Annotated in this window: 12 protein-coding genes; all 12 read right to left on the minus strand. The window is 65.7% G+C overall.

Annotated features, from left to right (window positions below; genetic code table 11):
- Positions 1 to 6: 6 nt before the first annotated feature.
- The gene (locus ACZYSP_RS33925) at positions 7 to 435 is read right to left on the minus strand and encodes a hypothetical protein (RefSeq protein ID WP_489018959.1); all 429 of its coding nucleotides are present in this window, start codon (positions 433 to 435) and stop codon (positions 7 to 9) included.
- 14 nt (positions 436 to 449) lie between these two features.
- The gene (locus ACZYSP_RS33930) at positions 450 to 2819 is read right to left on the minus strand and encodes a type VI secretion system Vgr family protein (protein WP_093082825.1); all 2370 of its coding nucleotides are present in this window, start codon (positions 2817 to 2819) and stop codon (positions 450 to 452) included.
- A 20-nt stretch (positions 2820 to 2839) separates the two neighbouring features.
- Positions 2840 to 5569: a type VI secretion system ATPase TssH gene (tssH, locus tag ACZYSP_RS33935; protein ID WP_093082828.1), complete on the minus strand. Its 2730-nt coding sequence runs from the start codon at positions 5567 to 5569 to the stop codon at positions 2840 to 2842.
- Positions 5566 to 6771, minus strand: coding sequence for a type VI secretion system baseplate subunit TssG (gene tssG, locus ACZYSP_RS33940; RefSeq protein WP_093082830.1), 1206 nt, complete (start codon positions 6769 to 6771; stop codon positions 5566 to 5568). Before tssG ends, tssH begins: the two co-directional genes overlap by 4 nt.
- Positions 6768 to 8639: a type VI secretion system baseplate subunit TssF gene (tssF, locus tag ACZYSP_RS33945; RefSeq protein ID WP_093082833.1), complete on the minus strand. Its 1872-nt coding sequence runs from the start codon at positions 8637 to 8639 to the stop codon at positions 6768 to 6770. The genes tssG and tssF overlap by 4 nt, the downstream gene beginning before the upstream one ends.
- Positions 8640 to 9167: a type VI secretion system baseplate subunit TssE gene (gene tssE / locus ACZYSP_RS33950; protein ID WP_042673168.1), complete on the minus strand. Its 528-nt coding sequence runs from the start codon at positions 9165 to 9167 to the stop codon at positions 8640 to 8642.
- Positions 9168 to 9178: 11 nt separating this feature from the next.
- A complete protein-coding gene (locus ACZYSP_RS33955) occupies positions 9179 to 10039 on the minus strand; it encodes a type VI secretion system accessory protein TagJ (RefSeq protein WP_093082835.1) in 861 nt (286 codons plus the stop codon).
- 128 nt (positions 10040 to 10167) lie between these two features.
- Positions 10168 to 10650, minus strand: coding sequence for an Hcp family type VI secretion system effector (locus tag ACZYSP_RS33960; RefSeq protein ID WP_097197420.1), 483 nt, complete (start codon positions 10648 to 10650; stop codon positions 10168 to 10170).
- A gap of 47 nt (positions 10651 to 10697) precedes the next feature.
- Positions 10698 to 12206: a type VI secretion system contractile sheath large subunit gene (tssC, locus tag ACZYSP_RS33965; RefSeq protein WP_093059305.1), complete on the minus strand. Its 1509-nt coding sequence runs from the start codon at positions 12204 to 12206 to the stop codon at positions 10698 to 10700.
- A gap of 33 nt (positions 12207 to 12239) precedes the next feature.
- On the minus strand, positions 12240 to 12818 hold the full coding sequence (gene tssB, locus ACZYSP_RS33970; protein ID WP_093081718.1) for a type VI secretion system contractile sheath small subunit: 579 nt from the start codon (positions 12816 to 12818) through the stop codon (positions 12240 to 12242).
- A gap of 91 nt (positions 12819 to 12909) precedes the next feature.
- Positions 12910 to 14004, minus strand: a complete 1095-nt coding sequence (gene tssA, locus ACZYSP_RS33975) for a type VI secretion system protein TssA (protein ID WP_093081720.1) — start codon at positions 14002 to 14004, stop codon at positions 12910 to 12912.
- A 151-nt stretch (positions 14005 to 14155) separates the two neighbouring features.
- Positions 14156 to 15337: a fumarylacetoacetate hydrolase family protein gene (locus ACZYSP_RS33980; RefSeq protein WP_093081722.1), complete on the minus strand. Its 1182-nt coding sequence runs from the start codon at positions 15335 to 15337 to the stop codon at positions 14156 to 14158.
- Positions 15338 to 15373 lie beyond the last annotated feature (36 nt).

Genomic DNA, 15373 nt, shown 5'->3' on the forward strand with positions numbered 1-15373 from the left:
CCTGCTTCAGCGCACCGGCTGATCGATGGCGATCTCGCGCGAGACCAGGTCGAAGCGCAGCTTCACGGAGCGCCCTGGTGCGAAGTCGGCGAGCTTCACCGGGCTGATCGGGGCGACCAGTTCGGTCTCGTAGGCGGGCAGTCCGCCCTCAGGCCGTACCTGGAACTTGAGCCGCACGAGGATATAGATGCGCTCGACCCGCATGGCCGTGTCATAGCTCTCGAGCACCACCCCTACGGCCGGCTGGCCCGTGCGAAGCACTCTTTCGGCGCGATCCGTCCCCATCACCTGGCGGTTGACCACACTCTGCTGATCTATCACGCGGAATACATAGCGCTTGGCCAGCGTAGTCAGCACGGACGGCAGCAGCACGACGACAGCGATGATGACGATCAGATACCAATACTTGGTGAACCACACGACGAAAAGATCCAACACGCGCTCCAGGCTCAGAGATAGACGGTGATGCCCCTGGGGTTCACCCTGATTTGGGAGTAGTCGATTTTTGTCGCCGGGTTGTCCGTCGTGAAAAGCGTCCGGGTGGCGGTATAGAGGCCGATCGCACCGCTGGCGGAATACATGTCGAACTTGTTGATGGCGCCCGTGAGCGAGTAGGCGTTGAAGCCCAGGTTCTGCGCGGCAACGCTGACCACCCTTCCGTTGGCGAAGACGGCGAGCCCGTTGATGCTCACGTTGATCCCGTTGATCCCCATGTTGAAGCCCTTGAAGGCAATGCCCCAGTCCGTGAAGGTCACCTTCTTGGCCGACTTGTCCTCCACGTGAGGGGCATCCAGGATGATCTTGGTCGGTGACTTGACCGAGATGTCCGCCGCGGTGCTTTCCAGGTTCATGGGGCCATCCGTCGTCGCACTCAACGACGTGTTCGCGTGCACCTTTTGTGCCCCCTCGACGAGATAGTCCTCGTCGCCGTGGACCGTCACCTTCTTCCCCTTGGTTTCTTCGGTGTACAGGCCGACCACCTTGGTGGTCTGGGGACCGGCAATGTCTTCCTTGAGCGACGTACCGATGATCCGCTCTTCACCGCTGTCTACCGTGTCTGTGCGCTTGCCGGTGACATGGATGGTCTGGTTGCCGATGACGTCGACCTGCTGGTCGCCGCCATCCACCTTGATGAACTGGTTGCCGCCGTTGACGGTGATCGTCTGCGGCCCGCCCTTGTTCACCGTCAGCGTGTGCGGCCCGTTGACCGTCTCGTTGAGCGAGGTGTTGGTCGTGTAGGTGTCCGCGCCTTCGATCAGCGTCTCGCGCGTGCCGTCCACGGTGTGCGTTTCATTGTTCTCTACGCTGAGGCTGAAGTCCTTCTGCGCGTGCATCTTGATCGACTCGCTGCCGGGGTCGTCGTCGATCACGAAGTGGTTGGCCAGTTCGCCGTCGCCCTTGATGGTGCGGCTGATGAAGCCGCTGACCGTCGCCTTGGCCGGCAGTTCGAGCGGGGGCATCTGGTCGGCGTTGTAGACACGGCCGATGATGATCGGCCGGTCGGGGCAACCGGCGATGAAATCGACGATCACTTCCTGCCCCACGCGCGGGTGGTTCACCGCGCCGAAGTTGGAGCCCGCCCACGCGCTCGACACACGCACCCAGCACGAGCTGTCCTCGTTGCGCTGGCCGTAGCGGTCCCAGCGGAACTGCACCTTCACGCGGCCGTACTTGTCGATCCAGATGTCTTCCCCGGGCGGGCCCACGACCGTGGCGGTCTGCGGGCCGTGCGTGGTCGGCATCCGCGTGACGCGCGGCGCGCGGAACGGAAACGACGTGGGCTGCACGTCGAAGTCGAAGCTGTAGAGACCGTCGGGGCTGCCGGTGGCATAGCCGCCCTCGCGCAGGTTGTACGTCACCGAGACGATCAGGTATTCTTTGTTGTCCTCGTCGCGCGGCGCGTTCTGCATGCTGAAACGGTAGCCGGGCGCCATGCCGCGCACGTTGGAGTGACCGGTGTCCACCTCGGCCTGCGCCTGCGCTTCCTCGAGCCGTATGCGCGCGTAGTGCTCGCCATCCCCGGCGTCGCTGTAGCCGCCGAGCCACTCGTACATCTCGTAGCGGCCGTGATCGTTCTCCCGCGGCTGGCTGCGCGTGTTGAGCAGGTCGGCCTTGGGCTTCTTGAAGTCGAAGTCGTCGACCACGAAGGTGCCGGGGCGAATCTCCTCGGTCACCTCCCACTGGTCGATCACTTCGCGGCCCGTCTCGCCCGCGCGATCGGTGGCGAGGTAGCCGATGCGCGGGTAGCCCGGCAGCGTGTCGTGCGCACCCATGTCGTCGGCCAGCACCAGCGTGTGCTGGTTCTTCTCGTGCTTGAAGTAGTAGTAGATGCCCTCGTGCTCCATCAGGCGGCTCACGAATGCGAAGTCGGTCTCCTGGTACTGCACCGAATAGTCGCGCTGGCGGTAGGTGGCGCTGAGCTTCTTCTCGAACGCGAACCCGTACTCGCCGAGCACTTCGTCCAGGATGTCGACCACCGACTTGTTCTGGAAGATCTTGCAATCGCTGGTGCGCGTGAGATACCAGAGCCAGGGCCGCACCAGAGCCCGATACACCACATAGCGCGACGAGCTCTCTTCGCGGCCGATCATCGTGAAACGCGTGATCTGCCCGTTGAGGTAGCGCGGCGTCCCGTCGATCGTCACGATCTCGAGAGTGAGCGGCTTGCCGAGCACCGCCTTCATGTCGACGGAAGTGTTGGGGCTCAGCAGGTCCACTTCGAACTCGAAGAGCTCCGACAGCCCTTCCTTGCCGTGCATCGAACGGAACAGCAACTGGTCCGGTGCAAGCGGCGTGTGTGCAGTGACGACTCTGGCCATGTGATGCTCCCTTTCTGCGCTCAATGTTCGAAGAATTCGTAGCGGAAGTCGTCATCCGCCGCACTCAGTTGCACACTCGCGAGCTTGCGCGCACTGACCGTGGCCCCGATGACTTCCTCGCTCAGCCTTGGAAGGATCGTGTGCGTGAGGATCGCGTCGATCATCCGGCCGCCCGATTCGATGGCGGTGCAACGGCGCGCGACGAGTTCGACGGCGCTGTCGTCGTAGGCCAGTGCGATGCCGTGGTTCGCCTGCAGGCGCGTCGCGATGCGATCGAGCTGCAGACGGATGATGCGATGCAATGCCTCTGCGTGCAACGGGTAATAAGGCACTACAACGAGGCGGCCGAGCAGCGCGGGCGCGAACACCTTGAGCAGCGGCTCGCGCAGTGCGGCAGCCAGCGGCTCGGGGTCGGGGCGCAGGGTCGGGTCTTCGCACAGCTGCATGACCAGGTCGGTGCCGACGTTGGAGGTCATGATGATCACGGTGTTGCGGAAGTCGATGTGGCGGCCCTCGCCGTCTTCCATCCAGCCCTTGTCGAAGACCTGGAAGAAGATCTCGTGCACGTCGGTGTGCGCCTTCTCGATCTCGTCGAGCAGCACCACGCTGTAAGGCCTGCGGCGCACGGCCTCGGTGAGCACGCCGCCTTCGCCATAACCCACGTAGCCGGGCGGTGCGCCCTTCAGCGTGGAGACGGTGTGCGACTCCTGGAACTCGCTCATGTTGATGGTGACGAGGTTCTGCTCGCCGCCATACAAAGCTTCAGACAATGCCAGCGCTGTCTCGGTCTTGCCCACGCCCGAGGGGCCGCACAGCAGGAACACGCCGACGGGCTTGTTGGGGTTGTCGAGACGTGCGCGCGCGGTGCGTATGCGGCGCGAAATGGTCTCCAGCGCATCGGGCTGCGCGACCACGCGGGCCGAGAGAATTTCGCCGAGCTTCAGCACCGACTGCGCGTCGTCGCGCACCATGCGGCCGATAGGAATGCCGGTCCAGTCGGCCACCACGGTGGCGATGGCTTGCGCATCGACGGCCGCGAGGATGAGTGGCGATTCGCCCTGCAGTTGCACGAGCTTGTCCTGTGCTTCGTTGAGTTCGGCGCGGATTTCCTCGGGCGTGCGCTGGGGTTCAGCGGACGGTGTGTCGACATCCGCATCGACATTCGCCTCGCCGGCTTCTGCCGTCTCCGCCTGCACCGGCACCGCCGCCGGCGACAGCTGCTTGCGCAGCGCCACGATGCGTTCGACCAGCGTGCTTTCTTCCACGCGCCGCGTCTCCAGCAGATCGAGCTCGGCCTGCGCCGCAGCCACCTGGACCGCGATGTCTTCCACGCGCTGGTGCTCGCCCACGCCAATGGCTGCCTCGCGCCCCGCGATGCCCGACTCGATGCCCAGCACCTCGATGCGGCGCTGCAGGTCTTCGATGGCGGCGGGTAGCGCATGCTGGCTCAGCGCCACGCGTGCGCAAGCCGTATCGAGCAGGCTCACGGCCTTGTCAGGCAACTGCCGCGCGGGAATGTAGCGGTGCGACAGGCTCACGGCCGCCTCGAGCGCAGCATCGAGAATGAGCACGCCGTGGTGCTTCTCCAGCTCGGCCGAGATGCCGCGCAGCATGATCACCGCCTTGGGCTCGGTGGGCTCGTGCACCTGGATGGTCTGGAAGCGCCGCGTGAGCGCCGGGTCTTTCTCGATGTACTTCTTGTACTCCGACCAGGTGGTCGCGCCGATGGTCCGCAGCCGCCCACGCGCCAGCGCCGGCTTGAGCAGGTTGGCCGCATCGCCGGTGCCGGCCGTGCCGCCTGCGCCCACCAGCGTATGCACCTCGTCGACGAACAGCACGATGGGCTTGGGACTCTTCTCGACCTCGTCGATCACCTGGCGCAGGCGCTGTTCGAACTCGCCCTTCACGCCCGCACCAGCCTGCAGCAGCGTGGGGTCGAGCACCCACAGCGACACGTCTTTCAGTGAAGGCGGCACGTCGCCCGCGGCGAGGCGCGAGGCAAGGCCCTCGACCACTGCCGTCTTGCCGACGCCGGCCTCACCGGTGAGCAGCGGGTTGTTCTGGCGGCGGCGCATGAGGATGTCGATGATCTGTCGGATCTCGTCGTCGCGGCCGTAGACCGGGTCGAGCTCGCCTGCGCGTGCCTTGGCGGTGAGGTCGCTCGCATACTTGGCGAGCGCCGAACCACCTGCCGCGGGGCTATCGCCTTGGTGGTGCGCGGCAGCGGCTGCGCCGCCGGCCGCGACGCCGCTTGGTGCGGCATCGAAGTCGTCTTCAGGCGAGCCTTCGGTCCATGCAGCGAGCTGCGCCACCAGCACGTCGGGCACGATCTTGTCGAACTCGCGCGAGATGCCCGAGAGCACCTGGCGCAGCCCCGGCGTCTTGATGATGCCCGCGAGCAAATACGCACCGCGGATCGAGGTAGCCTCGAAGCGCAGGCTCGCATAGACCCACGCGCGCTCGACGGCGTTGTCGACGTGCTCGGAGATGTCGCTGATCGACGTGGCACCGTGCGGCAGCCGGTCGAGCGCACGCACGAGGTCTTGCTCGACCGCGTCGAGGTTGAGCCCCGCGCGCTTGATGATGCGCAGCATGTCGCTGTCCTGCAGCTGCAGGATCTGGTGCAGCCAGTGCACCAGCTCGACGTAGGCATTGCCGCGCAGCTTGGCGAAGGCGGTGGCGGTCTCCAATGCCTTGTAGAGCATCGGATTGAGTTTCGAAAAGAGAGAGACGCGGCGGATGTCGGTCATAGAGCCATGGAGGAAGATGCGGGCGCGGCAACGGGTGCCGCCGATGCGGAACGGGAAAACAATGCTTCGGGCTGGAACACCATGTCGCCGGCGTCGGTGTCCGACAGGCGCGTGCCGAGCCAGCTGCCCCAGCCGAGGCGCTGGTTGCTGTTGAGCCGCATGCCGTGCGCGTCCTGCTTCTTGAGCACGAGCCGCAGGTCCCACGCGAACTCGATGCCGACGTACTGGCGCACCCAGTCGACCACTTGCTGCAGTCGCTTGCTGCCCGGCAGGAACTCGCGGAACTCTTCCTGCGAGAGCGGCCCGAGTTCGAGGCGGAACTTGCTCTGCGCATCGCGCACCGCAAGGCCGATGGTGGCGCCGCCGCCGAGCCGGTGGTTGCGGCCGGTGATGCCGATGCGGCTGACCTGACGCTCGTCGATCATCACCCAGTCGCTCACGAACTCATCGACGCGCACGGGCACGTCGAAGTAGAGCTTGAGGATCTGGATCAGGCCCTCGGGGTTGCGCGTCTGGCGCACGAGATGGCCCGCCATGAAGGTGCGCGCGTGGTCGGCAATGCGGTCGCGCTCCTTGAGGCCGGGCTGCCCCATGTTCATGAGGCTGGCCACGTAGTCGACGAAGCGGTGGCCGTCGGGGCGGTCCAGGCTGTTGACCGATTGCGCGTCGGCCCAGGCCCGGTAGAACAGCAGGATCAGCCGGTGATGGAACAGGTCAGCGAACGCGCTGATGGTGTTGTCGGCGTGATGCCGCTTGCGTTCGCGCGCGTACTCCGTCAGGTGCAGCGGCAGCGGACCGTTGGGGCCGAACAGGCCGAAGCCGTAGATCGAGATACGCGGCGGGCCGTCGCTGTCGACATCGACGCCCGACACATTCGAGGGCGCGAAGGCCATCGAGGGCTCCTGCCCGAGGCGCAGCGGCTCGTCGAGCGGGCGCGGCGCGCGGCCCAGCAGCGGATGGTCGCCCTGCGCGTCGAGCCGGCGCAGCAGCATGAACAGGTCGTGCTCGAAGGGCTGCTCGACCAGCTTGGCCCAGAGCACGGGATCGGCCTGTGGCACGCCGCGCCGCGCCGCAGCACCGTACGCAGGCTGCACAGGCTGCGCGATGTCGTGGCGAGCCTCGGCCGCATCCAGCACCTCCTGCGCTTCCCCGGCTGGCGCCGTGGCTTGCTGCATCCCGTCGGTGAAGCCGGTTTCGCTCATACGGCGGGGCGGCGTCCCACGCGCGGAGTCCACCGCGCGATTTCGCCGCGCTGCAGACTGGACAGCGCGAACTCGGTGAACGCATTGAGCGACACGTGCCGGCTGAAGAACTGCTCCAGCACGGCGCCGAAAAGATACGGGCTCGCGCCCGAGAACGCGACCTCGTCGATCTTCAGCGCAATCTCCACGCCGCGCCCGAACACGATGGGGCCCGGCTCCGGCAGGCGGCGGAACACCGGCGCCAGCGCCATCGAGCGCACGCCCTGGATCTGGCGGCGCACCGAAGGGTCGGCGAGGTTGCCGTACAGGTCGAGCATCTCGCGCAGCGCGGCCGCGCCCTGCGCCGCATCGACATCGGTGAGGCTCAGGTAGTTCAGGCCCAGGTGGCTGATGAGGCGCCACGTCAGCGCGCCTTCGGCCAATGCGGGGTACGGCCGCGAAGGCCCGCGCAGGATGCGGATCGATCGCACGGGTGCCGATACGCGCAGCGTGAAATCTGACTCGAGCCCGGTCGGCAGCAGCAGCGGCAGGTCGCGGTTGGTGCACAGCGCGTCGAGCGTGATGTGCCGCAGGCTGTGCGGAAACGGCGCGTCGTGCTGGTCGACCAGCGACACGTAGACCTCGCTGCCGGTGTAGCTGGTGCGCGTACCCTGGGCGCGTGCGCGGTCCGACACCAGGCGCGGCTCGCGGCGCAGCGAGAAGTACGCGCCGAAGTCGCCGTCGTCCGCCGCGAACGAACCGAGGAAGGGCCGGAACTCGCGCTCTTCCGAGCCGTTGGCCATGTGGCCGGTGACGCGCTCGACGGTGAAGATCTCGAAGTCGCGCGGACGCGTGCGGTCGATCACCGCATGGTGCTCATGCTGGCCCGGCCCAACCGGAATGCGGTCACTGCGGCGCGGCACGAGGTTGATGATGGGTGTGCAGAACAGCGAGAAATGCTTGGCGTCTACCAGCCGTTCGAGGTCGCCGTCGGCGCGGTCGAGCAGGATCACGATCTCCATCGTGGTGCCGCTCATGGCCTGCACCGCCGCGCGCAGCTTGTTCACGCTGAAGAACAGGTAGCGATCGGGAAACGCGAAATACTCGTGCAGCAGGCGGTAGCCCTGGAAGGAGCGCGCGTCGTAGGGCAGCAGCGCCTGGTCAGGGTCGAAGCCCTCGTGCCTGATGGCCTCGTCGCCCAGCGGCACGATGCGCGCCGTGCTGCCCGGCCCGCTGCGGCACACGACGCCGATGCTGTGGTGCGCCGCGAGTTCGAGCACGCGCAGCGCATGCAGCTCCGCACCCGAAATAAAGAACTCGAGCCGGTCGAGCGGCATGTCGGCAAAACGCGCGCCGCCCACCGCTTCGAGCTTGATGGTGATGGCGCTCTTCGCCTGCCGCGCAGCCATGGGCATCGCATGCGCGATTTCCGCGGGCACCGGGCCGATGCCCGCGTCGGCGATGCGAATGGGCCACAGCGTGACGGCATGGCCGGTGCGGAACTCGCAGGCTGTCTGCTCGCCCTTGATCATTCGCCCGCGCAGGATGGTGTGGCGCGGCAGCTCGTAGCCAGCCTTCAGCGAGCCTTCGTTGAGGTTGCCGTCGATCTGCACCACGGCCATGGCGGGCAGCGGCGCGAGGAAGTTGGGGTACACCACTTCGAGCAGCCGCTGCGAGAAGCGCGGAAACTCCGCGTCCATCTTGAGCTGGATGCGCGCGGTGAGAAAGCTGAAGCCTTCGAGCAGGCGCTCCACGTACGGGTCGCTGACCTCGATGCCGCGCATGCCGAGGCGGCCCGCAATCTTCGGGTAGCGCTGCGCGAACTCGGCCCCGAGCTCGTGCATGTAGGTGAGCTCGCGGTTGTAATAGTCGAGCAGCCTGGCATCCATTCAGAGGCCTCCGGTGGGCCGCAGCACCATGTGCCCGCTTTCGAGGTCGAGCTCCGAGCGCAGGATGAATTCGATCGGGTACGGCACCGACCACAGCGTGCCGCGGATCTCCAGCGCGAGCAGGTTGTGGTGTTCGAGATCGGTGGCGTCGGTCACGCAGCGCACGTCGATGCTGTCTTTCATGATGCGCGGCTCGAAGTCAATGATGGCCGAGCGGATGGCCGCTTCGACGTCCGCGAAGTCGACCTCCGACATGCGGCCGCCGGCCCAGCCGCGCACGCCGAAGTTCAGCACCGAGCGGCGCGCGCGCGGCATGGTGTTGATGTTGTGGTCCGCACCGAAGTTGGTGGTGTTGAGCAGCCACTGCAGATCGCGCAACACCGAGTCGCGCAACAGCCTGCCGCTCATGAGGAAGGCGCCCGCGCGCTCCTGGCGGGTCTGCGGCGTCTTGTCGGTGAGGCGGTCGAGCAGCACCGGCTGCAGGCGGTCGCGCGCGACGCTTTCCTGCTGGTCGCCGTCGGTGTCCATGATGCTGCTCATCAGGTCGCGTCCTCGCGCGAGAACTCGATGAGCCGCAGGTCGAGCAGCGAATGGTCTCCGGCCTCGCTGATCAGCGTGCGCTGGCCGAGGCCCGCGTATTGATCTTCGCCGGCCAGCGGCAGCCAGTCGGTGCGGCGGCCCAGCGTGGTTTCGTCGTCGAGGCCTTCGAGCGAGCCCGGATAGCGCACCGGCACCAGGCCGTTGAGCGCGCGGCCATCGTGCAGCTCGAATTCAGCTGGCGCCCACAGCAGGTCGACCAGGTGTTGAGGGCGCGAGAACTTGATGCGGCGCACTTCGGGCAGGGGCAGCCATGCATAGCCCGAGGGCGTGAGCAACTCCAGCACCGCGCCGATGCGCACGTCGCCGTCGCACAGCCACGCGAAGATGCTGCGCTCCACCGGTTCGCCGTCGAGCGCCTGCACGGCGCGCGAATCGGAGCGGTCGACGCTGGTGAGCGCGCCATGCAAGGCGGGCGCGGCCTGCCGCGCGGTCTCGCGCAGGGCGGCGGCTTCCTCGGCACGGTCGGCCGGCAGGGCCGCGGCAGCGATCAGCTGTTCGACCCATTCCGCGTTGCCGCAGATGATGGCCGGAGCGCGTCCGCCGGACCAGAAGTCGCTGCGATGCCGTTCGCCCGAAAGCGCCATCGAACAGGTGACGCTGGCGGGAGTGAAAGTGGGGTCGAGCTTGGTGGCGAGCTTGAGCTGGTCTTCAGCCCGCTGCCATTCGCCGCGCAGCGCGAGGAAGTGACACAGGGCAAGACGCAAGCTTGCATTCTGGGGATTGGCGCGGATCTGCCTCTGTACCCATTCGGTGTGCTCGGCCACGGAGCGTTCGCCCAGCACTGCAAACCCATCGCCCATGAAGCTTCCTCGCTGACTGAATGGCACACGGCGCGAAAGGCCTGTGTGCGAAGGACGGCCGTGGAGGCCGTCGGGAAAAACGTCGCGGCCGGCCCGCTGGGCCGGCCGCGCATCGGGGAAAAAGGAAATCAGGCTTCCTTGTTTTCCTTGATGTTCCAGCCCAGCACCGTCTCGGCGCCCTTGCCGCCCTTGTCGGTCTGTTCCCAGTACTGCTGCTTCACCTTCGCGGCCTGGAAGGCGTACTGCACGAACACGGCGTCCGAACCCTGCTCGGCCGTGTACTGCACCGAGGTGACCAGCACTTCTTCGAGCGTGACGCGCGTGTATTCGATCTGCGCACCGCCGGCCTTGCAGACCGACACTTCCACCTTGCTCAGGTGCTTGCCGCTGGCGCAGTTCTTCAGGACGGACGGCGCCGCCTTGTCGATGCGTGCGAGCACCTGCAGGTCATTGAAGCTCGCCTTGCCCACGCCGCCGCCACCGCCGCTGACCATGTTTCCAGGCTGCGTTGCTCCCCACGCAAACGACTTGATGTCCGTCCACTCCTTGTGGTTCGAGTCCTTCGATTCGCCGTTCGCGCCTTCAACGCGCATGAACATGTCTACTGCCATGATTAACCCCCAAAGTTATATGTGCCCGATTCCGGGACACCGTTGAATTAGCTGCTGTCCTTCTTGTTGGATGGCAGCTTCGAAACCAGCCGCAACGACACCGTCAGCCCTTCGAGCTGATAGTGCGGCCGGAGAAAAAACTTGGCGGCGTAGTAGCCCGGGTTGTCCTCGATGGCTTCCACCTGGACTTCCGCCGCCGCCAGCGGCTTCATTGCCTTCGTGTCCTGCGACGAGGTGCCGGGGCTGCCGTCGACGTAGTTCATGATCCAGTCGTTGAGCCAACGCTCCATGTCCTCGCGCTCGCGGAACGAACCGATCTTGTCTCGCACGATGCACTTCAGGTAGTGCGCGAAGCGGCAGCAGGCGAACAGATACGGCAGGCGCGCCGCGAGGTTCGCGTTGGCCGTGGCGTCGGCGTCGTAGTACTCAGCCGGCAGCTGCAGCGATTGCGCACCGATGAAGGCCGCGAAGTCGGAGTTCTTGCGGTGCACCAGCGGCATGAAGCCGTTCTTGGCGAGCTCGGCCTCGCGCCGGTCGCTGATGGCGATCTCGGTCGGGCACTTCATGTCCACGCCGCCGTCGTCGGTCGGGAAGGTGTGCGTGGGCAGGTTCTCCACCGCACCGCCGGACTCCACACCGCGGATGGAAGTGCACCAGCCGTATTGCTTGAACGAGCGGTTGATGTTCACGCCCATTGCATAGGCCGAGTTGGCCCAGGTGTAGCGGCTGTGCGCGGCCGAGTCGGTCTCTTCCTCGAACTCGAATTCGTCGACCGGATTGGTGCGCGCGCCGTACGGCAGGCGCGCCAGGAAGCGCGGCATGGCCAGGCCGATGTAGCGCGCGTCTTCCGAGTCGCGCAGGCTGCGCCATGCGGTGTGCTCGGTGTTCTGGAAGATCTTGGTCAGGTCGCGCGGGTTCGACAGCTCCTGCCACGAGTCCATCTGCATCACGGTGGGCGATGCGCCGGCGATGAAGGGGCAGTGCGCGGCCGCGGCGATCTTGGCCATTTCGCTGAGCATCTCGACGTCGGGTGGGCTGTGGTCGAAATGGAAGTCGCCGATCAGCGCGCCGAAGGGCTCGCCGCCGAACTGGCCGTACTCGGCTTCGTAGATCTTCTTGAACAGCGGGCTCTGGTCCCAGCCGATACCCTTGTGGCGCTTGAGCGAGCGCGCCACTTCACGCTTGGACGCGCACATCACGCGGATCTTGAGCTGCTCGTCGGTCTCGGTGTTGTTCACGAGATAGTGCAGGCCGCGCCACGCGCCTTCGAGCTGCTGGAAGTCCTCGTGGTGCAGGATCTGGTTGATCTGCTCGGAGAGCTTGCGGTCGATCTCGGTGATGATGGCCTGCACCGTGCGGTAGGCATCGTTGGAGACGGTGACGGTGCTTTCCAGCGCCTGCACGGCCAGCGTCTTGACGGCGTTCTCGACCGCCTCGCGGGCCTGGTCGGTCTTGGGCTTGAACTCGCGCTGCAGCAGGTCGGAGAACTCGTTCGGCTCGAGCGTTTCGACGGAGGCGGGTGCGCGCGCGGCGGTCTGTTTGGGGGCGGTGCTCATGATGATGACGGTCCTTGCTGCTCGTGCTCGCGCTTACTCGGAAGAGGTCCCTGGGTTGCCGGGCGTACCGGCCTTTTCGTTGGCGGCTTCCACTGCCTTGGCGACGGCCGGGTTCGGCGCCGAGGCCAGCGACTTGAGAAGCCCCGGGTTCTGCAGCGCCTGTGCGATCAGTTGCTCCGCGCCGTTCTTGCCGTCCATGTAGGACAGCAGGTTCGACAGCTCGGTGCGCGCTTCGAGCAGGTGCTGCAGCGCGCCGACCTGGCGGGCGATGCGCGCGGGCGAGAAGTCGTCCATGCTGTCGAAGGTGATGTCGACGTTCATCTGGCCGTCGCCGGTGAGCGTGTTGGGCACCTGGAAGGCAACGCGCGGCTTGATGGACTTCATGCGTTCATCGAAGTTGTCGATGTCCACCGCCATGAACTCGCGCTCGCCGAGGTCGGGCATCGGGTCGACCTGCTTGCCCGCGAGATCGGCGATGACGCCCATCACGAAGGGCAGCTGGATCTTGCGTTCGCTGCCGTAGATCTCGACGTCGTATTCGATCTGCACACGCGGCGCGCGGTTACGCGCAATGAACTTCTGACCACTGTTTCTGACACGGTTGTCTGCCATAAGCTTCCTCTTGAATCTGTAATGCGTGTGGGTACGACCCCGGCAGTCCTGCCGGCCAGCGGAGTCCGCGACGGCCTCCGCCTTCTTCTTATTACGTGCTGCCCCCACTGTTCAGCGGGCGTCCAGCAAGGCTTTCTATCTTTTGCAATCCCTCGGGCACAAGCTCTTCGATGATCTGGAAGAAGTTGAGATCCAGCAGCCGCTGCGCTCTGCGAATCAGCATGGGCGCCGGATGACTGGGTTCCGTGCGCTCCATGAACTGGCAAGCTTTTTCCAACAACACTTGCACATCATCACGAGTCGATATTTCAATATCTTTAATAGGCACCGTGCGTAGGCCAGCACCACCATTTGCACTGCCGGCAGCAGCACCCTTCGCAGCCGGCCCGGCAACTCCCGCCCCTTGCGGATCGGCTCCAGAGTGGGCTTCGCCGGCCTCGACCCCTTCGCTCTGCGCCTGCTCGGGCAACAGCTGGGCCACGGTGCGCAGCGAGCGTTCGAGCCGCGAGAAATCAGGCGCCCAGCTCTGACCTAGCGCGCGCTCGCAGGTCTCGCGTATGCGCTGCAGCAGGTCGAGCGCAGCACGCAATGCCACCACCGGGGGCGCCGCCTTTTCCTGCGCGCGCCGCGCCGCGTCCCGCAGTCGGCCGATGCCGCCCGGGTAATCGTTCTGATGGTCGGTCTTGCTCGAGTCGAGCAAGGCTTCGACCTGTCGCAGGCTCATTGATGCGCCGCCGTCTTCGAGCAGCCTTGCATCGCGAACACTGCGCCCCAATCCCTCGGCCTCGGCCAGCGCGGCCAGTGCATTCATGCGCGGCAGCGGGTCTTCGAAGCCATCGTCGACAACGCGCGGATGCACACCGTCCCAGAATTTCTGCAGCACGGCGTCGACGAGTTGCAACCCATCGACATAGCCGGGCAAGCCACGGTTTTCGGTCCAGGCCAGCGTGAGGGGCACCAGCACCCGCAGGTCGCGCGTACGTGTGCACAGCTGCTTCGCGATGCGCTCCACGCGGGCCCAGTCGGGTGGCTCGGCGGGGATGATCGTCGAGCCGAATTGCTGCTCGCGCTTACCGGTTGTTGCTTGGTGCAACGCCATGAAATCGGGGTCGTATTCCAGGTCTTCACCGCACGGATGCGAGCCTTCCACAGGCAACTGCAATAGATCGATTTCGCTCGGCGACAAACCTCTTCTCCCTGTTCAACCGTTTCGTAACAGCGGCAATCTTGAGGGGAACAAGAGGCGCGGTCAACAGCAACAGATTGCAACACGACGCATATGAATTACTAAGGAGTACAACTCCTTTTGAAATTCAAACGGAACGTCTACATGCGAATCACAGCAGACCGCGTTCACTCAAATTGCGCATCAACGCACTGATACCAAAAGTCCACATCGGCGCCTGGTCCGCGTGCACAACGCGATTGACCAGGGCGCCGAGTTCCGGTGCGGCAATGCACACGCGGTCGCCCACGACGTGGGTGAATCCTTGCCCAGGCCCATGACGGTCTTGTGTCGGCGCGAACATCGTTCCAAGAAACAACATGAAACCATCAGGGTAGGCGTGATGCCTACCCACGGTCTGCGCCACGAGGTCGAGCGGATCGCGGCTGATCTTCGACAGCGAGCTCGAACCCTCGAGCGTGAAGCCCTCGGGGCCGGTCACTTCCAGCGCGACGGTGATGCGGCGCACGTCCGCAATGCCGAAGTGCGCATCGAACAGGCGGATGAAGGGGCCGATGGCGCACGAGGCGTTGTTGTCCTTGGCCTTGCCGAGCAGCAGCGCGCTGCGGCCTTCGAAGTCGCGCAGGTTAACGTCGTTGCCCAGCGCGGCGCCAAGCGTCTCGCCGCGACTGTTGACGGCGAGGACGACCTCGGGCTCCGGGTTGTTCCACACCGAGCCCGAGTGAATGCCGACGTCGGCCCCCGTGCCCACGGCGGAGAGCACCGGGGCCTTGGTGAAGATCTCGGCGTCGGGGCCGATGCCGACTTCGAGGTACTGCGACCACGCGCCCTGCGCGATCAGCACTTCCTTGACCTTCATGGCCTTGGGCGAGCCCGGCACGATGTCGGCAAGGTTGTCGCCGAGCACGCCGCCGATGGCCGCGCGCGTGGCCTCGGCCTTCGATGCGTCGCCGCGCGCCTGCTCTTCGATCACGCGTTCGAGCAGGCTCGCGACGAAGGTGACGCCGCTGGCCTTGATGGCCTGCAGGTCGCAGGGTGCGAGCAGCCAGGGCTTGCTCGTGTCGCGCACGGTCTCGTCGCTGTTGGCAAGGACTTCGTCGAGCGCGGCGATGCGCGGCGCGCCCTGCAATGCATGGCGAACGGCTTCTGCAGGCGCCTCCTTGCCTTCGAGCAGGTCGCTCATGGTCGGCGCGAGCTTCGACAGGTCGTACAGGTCGCCGTCGTGCACGGCCACCAGCACGGGGCCCACGCCGGGTTGCCAGATGCGGCCAACGAGGGTGGCGCGTTCGGCGTCGCGGGGCAGGCTGGAAGAGATTGAAAGATCGAGCGGCATGGCGTGGTGTCTCCTTGGATGTGTGCGCTACGTTGC

The organism is Variovorax sp. F042, assembly GCF_057814215.1.

What these genes read in the sequence shown, in the direction of transcription:
- ACZYSP_RS33930 (WP_093082825.1), bottom strand. Translation starts at nt 2,819, where the DNA reads ATGGCCAGAGTCGTCACTGCACACACGCCGCTTGCACCGGACCAGTTG.
- tssH (WP_093082828.1), bottom strand. Translation starts at nt 5,569, where the DNA reads ATGACCGACATCCGCCGCGTCTCTCTCTTTTCGAAACTCAATCCGATG.
- tssG (WP_093082830.1), bottom strand. Translation starts at nt 6,771, where the DNA reads ATGAGCGAAACCGGCTTCACCGACGGGATGCAGCAAGCCACGGCGCCA.
- tssF (WP_093082833.1), bottom strand. Translation starts at nt 8,639, where the DNA reads ATGGATGCCAGGCTGCTCGACTATTACAACCGCGAGCTCACCTACATG.
- tssE (WP_042673168.1), bottom strand. Translation starts at nt 9,167, where the DNA reads ATGGACACCGACGGCGACCAGCAGGAAAGCGTCGCGCGCGACCGCCTG.
- ACZYSP_RS33955 (WP_093082835.1), bottom strand. Translation starts at nt 10,039, where the DNA reads ATGGGCGATGGGTTTGCAGTGCTGGGCGAACGCTCCGTGGCCGAGCAC.
- ACZYSP_RS33960 (WP_097197420.1), bottom strand. Translation starts at nt 10,650, where the DNA reads ATGGCAGTAGACATGTTCATGCGCGTTGAAGGCGCGAACGGCGAATCG.
- tssC (WP_093059305.1), bottom strand. Translation starts at nt 12,206, where the DNA reads ATGAGCACCGCCCCCAAACAGACCGCCGCGCGCGCACCCGCCTCCGTC.
- tssB (WP_093081718.1), bottom strand. Translation starts at nt 12,818, where the DNA reads ATGGCAGACAACCGTGTCAGAAACAGTGGTCAGAAGTTCATTGCGCGT.
- ACZYSP_RS33980 (WP_093081722.1), bottom strand. Translation starts at nt 15,337, where the DNA reads ATGCCGCTCGATCTTTCAATCTCTTCCAGCCTGCCCCGCGACGCCGAA.